Source organism: Streptomyces sp. Ag109_O5-1 (genome assembly GCF_003814875.1).
In the GTDB taxonomy this organism is placed as follows: Bacteria; Actinomycetota; Actinomycetes; order Streptomycetales; family Streptomycetaceae; genus Streptomyces; species Streptomyces sasae.
In genome coordinates, this window is record NZ_RKQF01000001.1 from 1243000 (window position 1) to 1256694 (window position 13695).

The window sequence follows — 13695 nt, forward strand, 5'->3', positions numbered from 1 at the left end:
GCGCTCAGCGGCGCCCCAGGACAGCGGCGAGAAGCGACGCGCTCAGCGCCGTGAGGGCGGTGCTCTGCCAGCCGACGGCGTCGAGCAGGGGTGCGGCGACGGCCGTACCGAGGGCGCCGACGGTGAAGTACACCGCCAGGTAGATGCTGCTGAGGCTGCCGGAGCGGGCGGGGTCGAGGGCGATGACGCGGCTCTGGTTGGCGGCCTGGGCGGCGAAGCAGCCGGCGTCGAAGAGGGCGAGTCCGAGGGCGGTGACCGGCGGGGTGCCCAGGCCGGTGGCCAGCAGGGCCGTGCCGGCCGCGGCGGCAAGCATGGCGGCGGTGATCACGGTGTGCGGGCCGTACCGGTCGGTGAGGCGCCCGGCGAACGGGAGCGCGGCGAAGCCGAGGAGTCCGGCCAGGCTGTAGAGGCCGATGGCGGTCGGACCGAGGGAGTGCGGCGGCTGGGCCAGGACAAGGGTGAGGGCGATCCAGACGAGGTTGAAGGCGAAGTACCAGAGCCCGCCGGTGGCGACCGCGCGGCGCAGCCCCGGCTGGTGCAGGAGCAGCGGCGGAAGTGCCTTGAGGGTGGCGCGGTAGCCGCTGTCGGTGTGCGGCCGCTGCCGGGGCAGGAGCGTGGCGGCGGCGAGCGCGCCGAGCAGGGCGAGGGCCGCGAAGACGAGGAGCATCCGGCGCCAGCCGAGAGCGTCGGTGAGGGCGCCTCCGGCCAGTCTGCTGAGCAGGATGCCGGCCGACATGCCGGCGGCCACGACGGCGACGCCGGTTCCGCCGCGGCCCGGCGGAGCGTGCCGGCCGGCGATGTTACCGGCCTGTGCCGCGACACTGGCCGCGGCGCCTATCAGCAGGTAGGCGGCCAGGAGGAGCACGGGGCCGCGCGCGGCGGCGGCGAGGGTGAGGGCGGCGGCCAGTGCGGTGAGCTGGGCGGTGAGCAGGCGGTTGGGGGCGAGGTGGTCGGTGAGCGGGAGCAGCAGGGCGAAGCCGGTCATGCAGCCGGTGAGCGCGGCGGTGGGCACCAGGCCGATCACGGAGAGAGGCACGCCCAGGTCGGCGGCGACCGCGGCGAGCGCGGGCTGGACGGAGTAGTTGTTGGCTATCGCCGTCCCGGCGATGACGGCCAGCAGGAGCGTGCCGCCCCGGGGCAGCGGCTGGCTCACGGCCGGGTGTCGCGGCTGAGGACTACGGCGTAACGGCACTCGGCGTCGGTCGTGTTGGCGAAGACGCGCTCGGCCGGCGCGCCGAGTTCGATGGTGTCACCGGCGTCGAGTTCGTGGACCGTCTCGCCGTCGTGGAAGGTGAGGCGGCCGTCCAGGACCCAGACGAGCTGTCGTACGAAGGCGAAGGCGGCGGCCGGGTACGGCACCCGGGCGCCGGCGGGCAGCCTGATCTCGGCGATCTCCGTGGGGAAGCGCGGGCCGGTGATCTGGCGGCGCCGGTAGCCGGTGCCGGGGTCGCGCCACTCGGCCGCGTCGGCGCCGCGCCGTACCCCCACCGGTGCCTCGGTCTCCTCCGGCACACCTTCGGCGAGGGCGAGCAGCGAGGCGACGCTGAGCTGGAAGGCGGCGGAGAGCTTGCCGAGGACGACGGCGGTCGGGCTGCTCTCGCCGCGCTCGATCCGGCTGATCATCGCCGGGGAGACACCGGAGGCGTCCGCGAGCTGGGCCAGGGTCCAGCGGCGACGCTCCCGTTCAGTGCGGACACGGGCCGCGATCCGTGCCACCAGGGGGTCAACCGGAGGATCTACTATGTTGGACATGAATCCAATATACGAGAGAAGCGATGTGGTGACGGTCCGCCCGGCCCGCCCCGGTGACGCGGAGGCGGTCCGCGCGATCCGCAACCACGCGATCGAGCACTCGACGGCCCTGTGGACCGACACCCCGCAGTCCCCCGCCGAGGCAGCGGTGTGGTTCGCCGCGCACCTCGGACGGGGCTCTGCGCTGGTGGCCGAAGTGGCGGGCGAGGTGGCCGGGTTCGCGGCCTACGGCCCGTGGCGGGAGCTGACCGGCTACCGGCACACGGTGGAGGACTCGGTCTACGTCCGCGAGGGCCGGCAGGGACTGGGTATCGGCTCCGCGCTGCTGGCCGCCCTCATCGCCTCGGCGCGTGAGGCGGGACACCATGTCGTGATCGCGGGCATCGAGGCGGAGAACACCGCGTCCGTCCGGCTGCACGAGCGGTTCGGTTTCGAGCACGTCGGCACGGTCCGGGAGGTGGGCACCAAGTTCGACCGCTGGCTGGACCTGACGCTCATGCGGCTGCCGCTGGGCCGAGACGGCGACGCGGGCGGTATGACAACCGATTAGGGTGACCGCGTGGCGAGAGTGCGGTTGAGTGTGGCCGAGCGGCGCGAGGAACTGCTGCGGGCCGCCATCGAACAGATCGAGGCGCGGGGCGTGGCGGCGGTACGGATCGCCGATGTCGCGTCGGCCCTCGGCGTGAGCAACGCGCTGGTGCTGTACCACTTCTCGACGAAGGAGAAGCTGGTCGCCGCCGCCTTCGCCCGTGCCGCCGAGGACGACCTGACGCATCTGCGCAAGCTGCTGGGCCGCCGTACGTCGGCGTCGCGCCGGCTGCGGGCGGCGGTGCGCTGGTACGCGCCGACCGGGCAGGCCAAGGGCTGGCGGCTGTGGATCGAGGGCTGGGCGGTGGCACTGCGCGAGCCCGCGCTGCGGGATGTCACCAGGGGCCTGGACCAGCAGTGGAAGGCGGCGATCGCCGAGGTCATCGCCGAGGGGGTGGCCGCCGGCGAGTTCCGGTGCCCCGACCCGGCGGCCGCGGCCCTGCGGCTCACCGCGCTGCTCGACGGGCTGGCCGTCCAGCTCACGTCCTACCCGGGCTCCGTACCGCGCTCCCGGGCACAGGAGTGGGTGGACGAGGCGCTGGCACGCGAACTGGGGCTGCCCGAGGAGCAGTAAGGGACGGCCCGCAAGGAGGCCGCCCCTTACCCGCCTCAGGCCACGGCGGCGATCCGCATCTTGATGTCGTCCGGGGAGAGCGCCCCCTTGGCCGTCACATGGTCGCCCGACGACTCGCCGCGCAGCCGCCGCCCGATCCACGGGACCAGGTACTCACGGGCCCAGTGCACATCGTCGCGGCGGACCTCCAGGGTGCCGCGGGGCGGCAGCGCCGGCCACGGCTGGTCCGGGTCGGCCGGTACCTCGACGCCGAGCACCTGACCGGCGCGCAGCGCCACGCGCGTGTGCCCCTCGGGCGAGAGATGCAGCCGGTCGTCGTCCCAGGCCCGCCGGTCCTGCACGGTCTTGAGGGACCACAGATCCAGGACCGGACAGCCGTACCGGTCGGCGATGGCCCGGACATGTCCGTTGTACGTGGCGATCTTGCCGCGCATGTGCTTGAGGACGGGCACGTCCCGGGTGTCGAATCCGGTGGTCACCATGACCGTGCCGACGGCCTCGGTCAGTCGGACCACGGCCCGCTCGAACCGCTCGGCCACCTCGTCCGGGTCGGTCCCGGGGCGGATGATGTCGTTGCCGCCCGCACAGAAGGAGACCAGATCCGGGGCGAGTTCCAGGGCCTGCGGCACCTGGTCCGCCACGATCTGGTCGAGCAGCTTCCCGCGCACGGCCAGGTTGGAGTACTCGAAGTCGCCCTCGGGCCGCCGGTCCGACAGCAGTACCGCGAACCGGTCGGCCCAGCCCACGAACGCCCCGTCGGGTCCTGGGTCGCCGACGCCCTCGGTGAAGCTGTCCCCCAGCGCCACGTACGACCCGATCACTGATGCATTGTCACTCTTCGAATCGTCTGCCACATCGGACCATGATTCACCTTCGGCTGTGACCTACGCGACCGTAATAAGGGGTTGACGATCGGTGAGATAAGACACTTTTAAATACTTTGCCAAGCCTGGAATAAGGCTCTGATCACCGGCGTTGACGGTTTGATCGCCAGACTCGGAAGTCGCTGATCCGAAAATGGCTCCAGGTGGTCCGGAACGCGAAGTGCCCACTCGTATACGGCCCCGGGTCGGTGTAGTCGAACACCAGCCGGCCGTTGTTCCACCACCGTACGGTCCGGCCGTCGGAGACGATCCGGACGCGGTTGGGCCGGTTCGCGACGAGCAGCGGCTCGGTGTAGTCGTAGATCAGCGGCCGGACGCCGGGCTCGCCGACATAGCGGCGCAGCCGGGTGGTGGTGTTGTAGTTGGCGCCGAAGCCGACGTAATAGGTCTTCAGGTAGTCGTAGTCGGCGAGCGCGCCGGTGCGAGAGGTGGCGAACAGGTCGTCCGGGGAGCGCACATCGGTGGCGTTCCAGAAGTTGTTGAGGTCGGAGACGCGGTCGTCGGCGCCGCCGGCCGACACCGGGGTCGCGGTGTACTCCAGGACGTACGGCCCTTCGAGCCGGCGCCGGAACCAGACGGTCGCGCCGGCGGGCACATCGACCTCCAGCGTCCCGCGCGCCGCGGTGACCGTGCCGCCCTGTTCCAACTCCACGAACCACTGGCCGAGGCCGTGGCGGAAGTCGTCGGCGGCGATCAGACCATGGTGCGGGGCGGCGGTCGCGGGTGCGGCGGGAGCGAGGGCCGCGAGGGCGGTTCCGGCGGCCAGGACTCCGAAGGCTCGGCGAGTGGTCGTCATACGACGGGTTCCTTCCGGTGCGGCACGGCGAAGGAGCGGCAGAAAGCGCTTGCAGCTACGGAGGTCACTGTGCTGCCTCACCGCCCTCGCTGTCGATGCCCCGGACACATCCGCCACAGGTAAGCAACGCACCGAAGGCCGGACCCGGGGATCGGGGGTCCGGCCTTCGGAGTGCGTGTCGGGCCAGGAGCGGCGCCGGCGTCAGCCGACGGCGAGGCCCTTCGCGCGGAGGTAGGCGACCGGGTCCACGTCCGAGCCGTAGTCGGGGGTGGTCCGGATCTCGAAGTGGAGGTGCGGGCCGGTCACGTTGCCGGTGGCACCGGAGAGGCCGATCCGCTGGCCCGCGGTCACGGTCTGGCCGACCGAGACGGAGAGGGCGGAGAGGTGGCCGTACTGCGCGTAGTGGCCGTCGGCGAGCCTGATGACGACCTGGTTGCCGTAGGCGCCGCCCCAGCCGGCCGTGACGACCGTGCCCGCACCGACGGCCTTGACCGGGGTGCCGCTCGGGACGACGAAGTCGACGCCCGTGTGGTAGCCGCTGGACCACATGCTGCCGGCGACGTGGTAGCCGGTGCCGAGGGTGGCGCCGGAGACCGGAAGGGCGAAGCCGGCGGCGGTCGTGGCGGCCGAGGAGGACGACGAAGCGGCGCCGGACGACTGCGAGTCGGACTGTTCCCCGGAGCGGGAGTCCGAGGTCGAGGTGTCCGGCGTCACGGTGTGGCGGCCGCCGAGCGTGAGCTTGAGGCCGGGGTGGATCAGCGAGGGGTTGTCGCCGACGGCCTGCCGGTTGTCGGCGTAGAGCCGGTGCCAGCCACCGCTGACGTGCTGCTCGCGGGCGATCTTCGCAAGCCAGTCGCCGGAGACCACGGTGTAGCTGCGGTGCCCGGAATACGCGGCGGCGGACTTCTTCACAGCCGCCCTCTTCACAGCCGTCTTCTCGACGGTCGGAAGCGACTGCGCGGCCTTTTCGGACACGGACTGCACAGTGGCCGCATGAGCGCCGGTGGCCCCCATGAGCGGCAGAGCCAGCGCGGCGCCACCGGTTCCGGCGACGGCTATGGAGCGGGTGAAACGCTGGCTCTTGGGGCGGCGGTGCTTACCCTTCGCGGGCATGGCGCATTCCTCTCCGACGCCTGCGAGGTGAGCTGTCGGGTTCGGGCTGGAGCTGCCCGGCCACGCAAAAAGACGTGACTACACCCCTAGCCGTCCCGGGAACCGGAACAGGCGGTCTTACCTGGTGGGTCCCCCGCTCCTGCCGGGCACGGGTGAGTGTGTGGGGACTCCGGACGGCGGCAGGATTCGGCGTTCCGTCCGGATGTGCGGCGAACGTAAGCGAGCAGGACGCACGCGGACAAGGGACCGGTTCCCGCTGTCGGAGTTCCACTTGATCCGTTACGGGAATTCCCGGTCACCCTCCGTGAATTCCGCCCGCGCGCGTTTTTCGATTCCCCTGAAAAGCTCGCGAATTACGTGAACATGACGCGCGACGGACGGTCACGAATATGACGCTCCTCACGCACGTCACACCACGTCCCCTTATTTCAGGCCGAGTTGTACTGAAAGTGCTAATTAGGACAGAAGGGTCAGATACGACGAAGATGGATTACCTTCGCATCCAGGTCACCCTTCAGGCCGACCCGCAGCCCGTGGTGCAACAGCACGGCACCTCGGTGCACTTCGCCGGTTTCGCGGCATTCGTACGACGCTGCGGGGTCGAGGCCCTGCAGCCGCAGCGCCGGCACCGGCTCGCCGTAGCTCTGCGCCTGGAGCCAGGCGAGGACGACGGTCTCGTCGCCGAGCGTGTACTGCACGGCGCTGAGCCCGCCGGTCGGCGGCCGCAGCCGGAACTGGTCGCCGCGCTGCACCAGGGGCCGGATCTCCTTGTAGAGCTCCACCCAGCGGCCGGCCTCGGCGAGCTCCTCCTCGGTCCACTGCGAGAGGTCGCCGCCGACGCCGAGCGCACCCGCCATGGAGCTGACGAAACGGAAACGGAGCGAGCTGACCCGGCCGTTGAGCTGGTGGTTCGGGCTGTCGGTGACCCAGGCGGACATCACCCGGGCAGGGTGGATCTGGCTGAAGCCGTGCTGGATGGCGAGCCGGTCCAGCGGGTCGGTGTTGTCGGAGGTCCACACCTCGTCGGTACGGGTCATGATGCCGAGGTCGATCCGGCCGCCACCGCCGGAGCAGGACTCGATGGCCACGTTCGGGTGGGCCGCGCGGATCCGGTCGAGCAGGGCGTACAGTCCGCGTACGTGGTCGACCCAGAGGCGCTGCGGGTAGGGCTCGCCGGGCCAGCCCGCGTCGGTGAAGCAGCGGTTGAAGTCCCACTTGACGTAGTCGATCGGGGCGCTGGACAGCAGGGTGTCCAGCTGCCCCCAGAGGTACTCCTGGACGTCCTCGCGTGCGAGGTTGAGCACAAGCTGATTGCGGAGCTCCGTCCGCTTTCGCCCCTCTTGGTACTGGATCCAGTCGGGGTGCGCGCGGTACAGGTCGCTGTCCGCGTTGACCATCTCGGGCTCGACCCAGATGCCGAACTGCATGCCGAGGGCGTGCACATAGTCGGCCAGGGGCTTGAGGCCCTTCGGGAAGCGGTCCGGGTTGGGCGTCCAGTCGCCGAGGCCGGCGCGGTCGCTGGTGCGGGCGCCGAACCAGCCGTCGTCGACCACGAAGAGCTCGACACCGATGGCGGCGGCCCGCCGGGCGAGGGTGGCCTGCTGCTCCTCGGAGATGTCGAAGGTGGTGGCCTCCCAGGAGTTGAACAGCACCGGCCGGTCGCGGTCGGCGTCCGGGATGATGTACGCCCGCTGGTAGGCGTGCCAGGCGCGGCTGGCCCCGCCGAAGCCGCCGTCGCTCCACAGGCCCGCGAAGACCGGGCTGGTGTACGACTCCCCCTCGGCCAGCATCAGCAGGCCGGAGTCGTCGTAGCCGGCGCCGCCGGTGATCTGCACGCGCGCGTCCGGCAGCTGGGCGACGGCGATCCGCCAGGAGCCGGACCAGCCGAGGGCGCAGCCCCAGACCTCGCCGCGCTCCTCGGTGGCGTCCGTGTCGAGGGCGACCCAGGGCAGGTGCTGGTGGCCGGTGTGGCCGCGGCGGCTGCCGATGACCTTCTCGCCGTAGGTGAGCGGGGCCTGGGTGAGCCGGGACTCGGCGGCCCAGCGGCCGTGCAGCTGCGAGAGCCGCCAGCCCTCGCGGTCGGGCAGCGTCCAGGCGGCCGGGTCGGCACGCAGCAGCTCCACGCGCCCGTGCCCCTGGTTGTCGACGGTCACCCAGCGCTCGACCACGTCGTCGCGCATCCGGTAGTGCAGGGTGATGAGGATCCCGTCGTCCCGGAAACGCAGCCGGAGCTCGTCGTCCTGGGTCTCGTACGACTCGAAGGTCCACTCGGTGCCGCGGCGCTCCTCGGTACGCACGGACAGCGCGGGACGCACGAAGCGGGGACCGCCCTCGACGGGGTACTCCTCGCGGCCGTCCAGCGGGGACTCGAAGGGCCAGTAGCCGGGCAGCGCCTGAGTGCTGAGGGCCTCGGCGTCGGCGAGCCCGATTCTGGGCCCCCAGTGCAGGTGGAGCAGCTCGTCGGCCTCCGTGAGATGCAGCGCGTAGCTGCTCTCGGGGCCCGACAGGAGCCAGGTACGACCGTTTTCGGCGATGTCCACCATCGTCATCGTAGAAACCTCACACAGGGGCCAACAGATCCACTCAATCACCAACATCATCAAGGCCATGGGCCCCTGAGGCAACGCCTGTGGACAACTCATTGCCCCTGGAAACCGATGTCGTATGGTCGAGCCAGTGCCCGTCGACGAGCAGCGCCGACGGGGCCGGCCGGGAGGAGCCCCCCGTGACGCAGCAGGTCCCGTCGACCGAGCCCGAGCTGGCCGGTGTGCGCAACTTCCGTGACGTGGGCGGCCTGCCGACGGCGGACGGGCGGCGGGTGCGGCCGGGCGTGCTGTTCCGCAGCGGGCATCTCGCGCACGCGACGGAGCAGGACGCGGAGTTCCTCGCCTCCCTGGGCCTGCACACGATCTTCGACTTCCGCAACGCGGCCGACCAGAAGCTGGAGGGCCCGGACGTCGAGCTCCCCGGCGTGCGGAACATGAACCTGCCGCTGACCGACCCGGCGCACGGCGCCGAGTTCTGGAAGATGGTCCGCGAGGGTGACATCGAGCAGCTGCGCGGGCTCCTGGGCGACGGCAGGGCCGCGGACCGCATGGTCAACTCGTACCGCACGATCGTCAAGGAGCGCACCGACGAGCACTCGCGCGTGCTGCACGCGATCGCCGAGGACAGCGTCCCGGCGCTGATGCACTGCGCGGCCGGCAAGGACCGGGCGGGTATCTCCATAGCCGTGACGCTGCTCGCGGTGGGCGTGGACCGGGACGCGATCCTCGCCGACTACCTGGAGTCCAACGCCAAGCACCGCCGCTACAAGGTGCGGCGCAGCGGTAGCGGGGAGAGCGTGTACAGCCCCGAGGTGATGGAGCTGCTCAGCCCGCTCTTCGACGCCCGCGCGGAGTACCTGACGGCGGCCTTCGAGAGCATCGCGGGGACATGGGGCGACGTCGACACGTACCTGGAGCAGGGTCTCGGGCTCGCCCCCGAGACCCGGGAGCGGTTGCGCGAGCGCCTTCTCGACTGAGGCCGCGTCCGGGGCCGGGGCCCGGGCTCAGCCCTTGCCGCCGACGGCGAACAGCAGGTAGAGGAACGCGGCGAAGACGTGGCCGACGGCGATGTAGATGATCAGCCGGACCCACAGGGCCCGGGGGAACTTCTCCTCGATGTTGCTCACGGCATCTCTCCAGTGATCGGTCCCAGGCACAGCGCGGCCGTGGGACTCTGCAGCAGGGTGTGGACGAACAGGAGCTCGACCCCGTCGTGGTCCTCGGCGGCGAGGCGGTGCGGGGTCAGCGAATCGAAGTGCGCGCTGTCGCCGGGTGCGAGTACGTGCGTGGTGTCGCCGAGGCGCAGTCGCAGCCGTCCCTGCAGGACGTACAGCCACTCCTCTCCGGGATGCACGCGCACGATGTCGCCCTGTGAGCCGTGGGGCACCCGGACGCGCAGCGACTGCATCGCCCGGCCGGACGCACCGGCCTGCCAGTACGTCCAGCCGCCCGCCCGGGTCGGCTCCATGTCACCGGCGCGCACGATCGCGTCCCGGCCGGCGACGGTCTCCCCCAACAGGTCCGAGACCGTCGTACCGTAGACACGTGCGAGCGCGAGCAGCATCGGCAGCGAGGGCTGCCGCTGCCCGGTCTCCAGCCGGGACAGATGCGCGGGCGACAGCCCGGCGTCCCGCGCGGCGGCCTCCAGGGTGAGGCCGGCACGGCGGCGCAGGGAGCGCAGCTGCGGGGCGACGGCGGGCAGATCGTCGCCGGGACCGGCGGGGGGCGCCGGGTCTGAGGCGTTCATGGTTCTATTGAGCCGGGAAATTGCCTCAGCGGCAAATTTATTGCCTCGGAGACAAAAACGAGGGCGAGCCATCGTGGCAGCACTGTCCAGGGCGGCGGAGATCTGCCGCAGCCGGGTTCCCGTCCACTCGCGGGAGGACAGTGGCCGCGCCGTCTTCGAGATCTCCGAGACCGGCTAGGAGACCCCGCCCGCGCACCCGCCCGCCAAGAAGCCCGGCTTCGTGCGCCGTGCCCTCGGCGGCGGGCGGTAGGGGTCGTCAGCGGTTCGCCACCGCCTGTTTGATCAGGGTCTTGCCGAAGTCCCACATCAGGCCGCCGCCGCTGTGGGCGTCGTCCATCACGTCCGTGAAGGCGTCCACGAAGCGGTCGACGTCCGTGTCGTCGACGATCAGCGGCGGGATGAGCTTGATCACCTCCAGGTGGTCGCCGGAGACCTGGGTGAGGATCCGGTGGCGTTGCAGCAGCGGCACGACGACCATCTGGGCGAACAGGCCCTTGCGGGCGGCCTGGAGCATGGTCCAGCGGCTGCGCAGCTTGAGCGAGCTCGGCCTGCCGAACTCGATGCCGATCATCAGGCCCCGGCCGCGTACGTCGGCGAGCAGCTCGTACTTGTCGGTCAGCGCGCTGAGCCGGGACTTGAGCTGTTCCCCCACGGCCCGGGCGTTGGCGACGATCTGGTCGTTCTCCATGACGGAGAGGACGGCGAGGCCGGCCGCCATGGCCTGGGCGTTGGCGCCGAAGCTCGCCGAGTGGACCAGGACGCGGTCCATGGACGAGTAGACCTTCTTGAAGATCCAGTCCTTGCCGAGGGTGGCGCCGACCGGGACGTACCCGCCGGACAGCGCCTTCGCCACGCACACCAGGTCCGGCTCCACGCCCTCCTCGTGCTGGTAGGCGTAGAAGTCGCCGGTGCGGCCGAGGCCGGTCTGCACCTCGTCGGCGATGAGCAGCGCCTTGTGCCGGTGCAGCAGTTCCTGGGCGGCGCGCAGATAGCCGGGCGGGGCCTCGTGGACGCCCTTTCCCTGGATCGGCTCGACGATCAGGGCGGCGACATCGCCCTTCTTGAGCTCCCGGGCGAGCGCGTCCAGGTCGCCGAGGGGAACGGCCGTGTCGGGCAGGAGGGGGGCGAAGCCGTCCCGGAAGCCGTTCTCGCCGTTGACCGACAGCGAGCCCGTGGTCAGGCCGTGGAAGGCGTGGTCGCAGTAGAGGACGCGGGGTCGGCCGGTGGCGAAGCGGGCGAACTTCAGCGCCGTCTCGACCGACTCGGTACCGCTGTTGCCGAAGAACACCCGGTCCAGGTGCGGGCTGTGCGCGAGGAGCCGTTCGGCGAGCAGGCCGGGCAGCGGCTGGCAGTCGAAGCGGGTGAGGTCGGCGAGCTGCGCGTCCAGGACGTCGTGCAGGGCCCTGCGGACGACGGGGTGGTGGCGGCCCAGGCCCATCACCCCGAACCCGGCGAGCATGTCCAGGTAGTCGTTGCCGTCCGCGTCCCAGAAGTGGGCGCCCTCGGCCCGCTCGTAGACCTTGTCGAAGCCGATGGTGTGCAGCATGCGCGGGAGCTGGTGGTTGAGGTACTTCGCATGCAGCTCGTAGCGCTCGGCTCCGCGCTCGGCCAGCAGCGCGCCGAGGTCGAACTCCTCGCTCATTGTTTCTCCTTGCTGACGCCATCGGTGACAGCGCCCTCGGCTGTGGCGCCCCGCAGGGCGCTGGGGGTACCCCCGGCCGAAGGCTGGGGGAGGAACTGCGCGACCAGCCCGGACGGCGCCGCACCCGCCACACGACCCCCCGCGGCACCCCCCTCGGCGTCGGCCCCCCGCCCCGCGAGGCTCGCCCCGATGCGCCCCGCGATCTCCACCGGCGTCAGCCCGATGTCGGCCAGCACCTCCCCCCGCTTGGCATGCTCCAGGAACTGCTCCGGAATCCCGAACCGCCGTACCGGCACGTCCACTTCCGCGTCGCCGAGCGCCAGCGACACCGCCGCGCCGACGCCGGCCGCCCGGCTGTTGTCCTCGACCACGGCCACCAGCTCGTGCCGGGCGGCCAGGACGGGCAGCGCCGGGTCCACGGGCTTCACCCAACGGGGGTCCACGACGGTGCAGTCGATACCCCGAGCAGAGAGCAGCTCGGCGGCCTGGAGGCAGACCGGCGCCATCACCCCGACCGCGACCAGCAGCACCTGCGCGTCCGTGTCGCCACGCAGCACGTCCACCCCGCCGAACCGGTCGACCGCCGGGATCTCCGGCCCCACCGACTCCTTCGGGAAGCGCACCAGCGTCGGCGCGTCGTCGACGGCGACCGCCTCGCGCAGTTGGAGGCGCAGCTGTTCGGCGTCGCGTGGGGCGGCGATCCGGAGGCCGGGCACGACCTGGAGGAACGACATGTCCCACATGCCGTTGTGAGAGGCGCCGTCGACGCCCGTGACACCCGCCCGGTCCAGGACGAACGTCACCCCGCAGCGGTGCAGTGCCACGTCCATCAGCAACTGGTCGAAGGCACGGTTGAGGAACGTGGCGTAGACGGCGACGACGGGGTGCAGCCCCCCGGTCGCCAGGCCCGCCGCGGAGACCGCCGCGTGCTGTTCGGCGATGCCGACGTCCCAGACCCGGTCGGGGAAGCGCTCGGCGAACCTGCCGAGGCCGACCGGGTGCAGCATGGCCGCGGTGATCGCCACGACGTCGTCCCGCTCCTCGCCGATCCGGACGATCTCGTCGCCGAACACCGAGGTCCAGGAAGGGCCGTTGGACGGCGCGAGCGGCTCGCAGGTGAGCGGGTCCATCACGCCGACGGTGTGGAAGTGGTCCTCCTCGTGGGCGAGCGCGGGCTCGTAGCCGCGGCCCTTCTCGGTGAGGCAGTGCACGAGGACCGGCCCGTGGAAGCGTTTCGCGCGCCGCAGCGCCGACTCGACCGCCTTGATGTCGTGGCCGTCGATCGGGCCGACGTACTTGAGGCCCAGGTCCTCGAACATGCCCTGCGGGGCGAAGGCGTCCTTGAAGCCCTTCTTGGCGCCGTGCAGGGACTCGTAGATGGTGTTGCCGACGATCGGGGTGCGCAGGAGTACGTCCTTGCCCCAGGCCAGCACCTTCTCGTAGCTGTCGGTCGTCCGCAGGGTCGCCAGATGGTTGGCGAGGCCGCCGATGGTGGGGGCGTAGGACCGCTCGTTGTCGTTGACGACGATGATCAGCGGCCGGTCCTTGGCGGCCGCGATGTTGTTGAGCGCCTCCCAGGCCATTCCGCCGGTCAGCGCGCCGTCGCCGATGACCGCGACGACATGGCCCTTCTCCCCCTGCACCTGGCGGGCCTTGGCGAGGCCGTCGGCCCAGCCGAGCGCGGTGGAGGCGTGGCTGTTCTCGATGACGTCGTGCTCGGACTCCTCGCGCGAGGGGTATCCGGACAGGCCGCCCTTGCCGCGCAGCTTGGAGAAGTCCTGACGGCCGGTCAGCAGCTTGTGGACATAGCTCTGGTGGCCGGTGTCCCAGAGGATGCGGTCCACCGGGGACTCGAAGACCCGGTGCAGTGCGACGGTCAACTCGACGACACCCAGGTTGGGGCCGAGGTGACCGCCGGTCCTGGCGACCGCGTGCACCAGGAACTCGCGTATTTCTTCGGACAGTTCACCGAGTTCCGCCTCGGACAGCGCCTTCAGGTCGCGTGGTCCCCGGATCTTCTCCAGAATCGTCACGCTCGGCCCCCTCTCGGTCC

Annotated in this window: 13 protein-coding genes and 1 riboswitch; of the genes, 3 read left to right on the forward strand and 10 right to left on the reverse strand. The window is 71.2% G+C overall.

Annotated features, from left to right (window positions below; all coding sequences use genetic code 11):
• Positions 1–4 precede the first annotated feature (4 nt).
• Positions 5–1153: an MFS transporter gene (locus tag EDD90_RS05670; RefSeq protein WP_123972040.1), complete on the reverse strand. Its 1149-nt coding sequence runs from the start codon at positions 1151–1153 to the stop codon at positions 5–7.
• Positions 1150–1752, reverse strand: a complete 603-nt coding sequence (locus EDD90_RS05675) for an XRE family transcriptional regulator (protein WP_123972041.1) — start codon at positions 1750–1752, stop codon at positions 1150–1152. Before EDD90_RS05675 ends, EDD90_RS05670 begins: the two co-directional genes overlap by 4 nt.
• Between EDD90_RS05675 and EDD90_RS05680 the strand changes: the two genes are divergently transcribed.
• Positions 1751–2302, forward strand: coding sequence for a GNAT family N-acetyltransferase (locus EDD90_RS05680; protein ID WP_123972042.1), 552 nt, complete (start codon positions 1751–1753; stop codon positions 2300–2302). The genes EDD90_RS05675 and EDD90_RS05680 overlap by 2 nt on opposite strands.
• Before the next feature lie 9 nt (positions 2303–2311).
• Positions 2312–2914 (forward strand): TetR/AcrR family transcriptional regulator, encoded by a 603-nt coding sequence (locus EDD90_RS05685; RefSeq protein WP_185148949.1) that lies wholly within the window; start codon positions 2312–2314, stop codon positions 2912–2914.
• Positions 2915–2949: 35 nt separating this feature from the next.
• Here EDD90_RS05685 and EDD90_RS05690 read toward each other — a convergent pair whose 3' ends face one another.
• From EDD90_RS05690 to EDD90_RS05705, 4 genes are all read right to left on the reverse strand, one after another.
• The gene (locus EDD90_RS05690) at positions 2950–3735 is read right to left on the reverse strand and encodes an SGNH/GDSL hydrolase family protein (protein WP_123972043.1); all 786 of its coding nucleotides are present in this window, start codon (positions 3733–3735) and stop codon (positions 2950–2952) included.
• Positions 3736–3880: 145 nt separating this feature from the next.
• Positions 3881–4594: a DUF6250 domain-containing protein gene (locus EDD90_RS05695; protein WP_123972044.1), complete on the reverse strand. Its 714-nt coding sequence runs from the start codon at positions 4592–4594 to the stop codon at positions 3881–3883.
• Between the two features lie 201 nt (positions 4595–4795).
• Complete coding sequence (locus EDD90_RS05700) at positions 4796–5707, reverse strand: LysM peptidoglycan-binding domain-containing M23 family metallopeptidase (protein WP_123972045.1); 912 nt, start codon at positions 5705–5707, stop codon at positions 4796–4798.
• Positions 5708–5711: 4 nt separating this feature from the next.
• A riboswitch (cyclic di-AMP (ydaO/yuaA leader) is annotated at positions 5712–5872 on the reverse strand.
• A 305-nt stretch (positions 5873–6177) separates the two neighbouring features.
• Complete coding sequence (locus tag EDD90_RS05705; protein WP_123980934.1) at positions 6178–8250, reverse strand: alpha-galactosidase; 2073 nt, start codon at positions 8248–8250, stop codon at positions 6178–6180.
• Between the two features lie 182 nt (positions 8251–8432).
• Between EDD90_RS05705 and EDD90_RS05710 the strand changes: the two genes are divergently transcribed.
• Positions 8433–9230 (forward strand): tyrosine-protein phosphatase, encoded by a 798-nt coding sequence (locus EDD90_RS05710; RefSeq protein WP_123972046.1) that lies wholly within the window; start codon positions 8433–8435, stop codon positions 9228–9230.
• Between the two features lie 27 nt (positions 9231–9257).
• Here EDD90_RS05710 and EDD90_RS05715 read toward each other — a convergent pair whose 3' ends face one another.
• The 4 genes from EDD90_RS05715 to dxs form a co-directional block, all read right to left on the reverse strand.
• A complete protein-coding gene (locus EDD90_RS05715) occupies positions 9258–9380 on the reverse strand; it encodes a DUF6126 family protein (RefSeq protein WP_123972047.1) in 123 nt (40 codons plus the stop codon).
• Positions 9377–10000, reverse strand: a complete 624-nt coding sequence (locus EDD90_RS05720) for a helix-turn-helix domain-containing protein (protein WP_123972048.1) — start codon at positions 9998–10000, stop codon at positions 9377–9379. Before EDD90_RS05720 ends, EDD90_RS05715 begins: the two co-directional genes overlap by 4 nt.
• 256 nt (positions 10001–10256) lie before the next feature.
• A complete protein-coding gene (locus EDD90_RS05725) occupies positions 10257–11642 on the reverse strand; it encodes an aspartate aminotransferase family protein (RefSeq protein WP_123972049.1) in 1386 nt (461 codons plus the stop codon).
• The gene (gene dxs / locus EDD90_RS05730; protein WP_123972050.1) at positions 11639–13675 is read right to left on the reverse strand and encodes a 1-deoxy-D-xylulose-5-phosphate synthase; all 2037 of its coding nucleotides are present in this window, start codon (positions 13673–13675) and stop codon (positions 11639–11641) included. Before dxs ends, EDD90_RS05725 begins: the two co-directional genes overlap by 4 nt.
• Positions 13676–13695 lie beyond the last annotated feature (20 nt).

Coding starts and splice junctions, on each gene's coding strand:
- EDD90_RS05675 (WP_123972041.1), bottom strand. CDS start 1,752: ATGTCCAACATAGTAGATCCTCCGGTTGACCCCCTGGTGGCACGGATC.
- EDD90_RS05720 (WP_123972048.1), bottom strand. CDS start 10,000: ATGAACGCCTCAGACCCGGCGCCCCCCGCCGGTCCCGGCGACGATCTG.
- EDD90_RS05705 (WP_123980934.1), bottom strand. CDS start 8,250: ATGGTGGACATCGCCGAAAACGGTCGTACCTGGCTCCTGTCGGGCCCC.
- EDD90_RS05725 (WP_123972049.1), bottom strand. CDS start 11,642: ATGAGCGAGGAGTTCGACCTCGGCGCGCTGCTGGCCGAGCGCGGAGCC.
- EDD90_RS05695 (WP_123972044.1), bottom strand. CDS start 4,594: ATGACGACCACTCGCCGAGCCTTCGGAGTCCTGGCCGCCGGAACCGCC.
- EDD90_RS05680 (WP_123972042.1), top strand. CDS start 1,751: ATGAATCCAATATACGAGAGAAGCGATGTGGTGACGGTCCGCCCGGCC.
- EDD90_RS05700 (WP_123972045.1), bottom strand. CDS start 5,707: ATGCCCGCGAAGGGTAAGCACCGCCGCCCCAAGAGCCAGCGTTTCACC.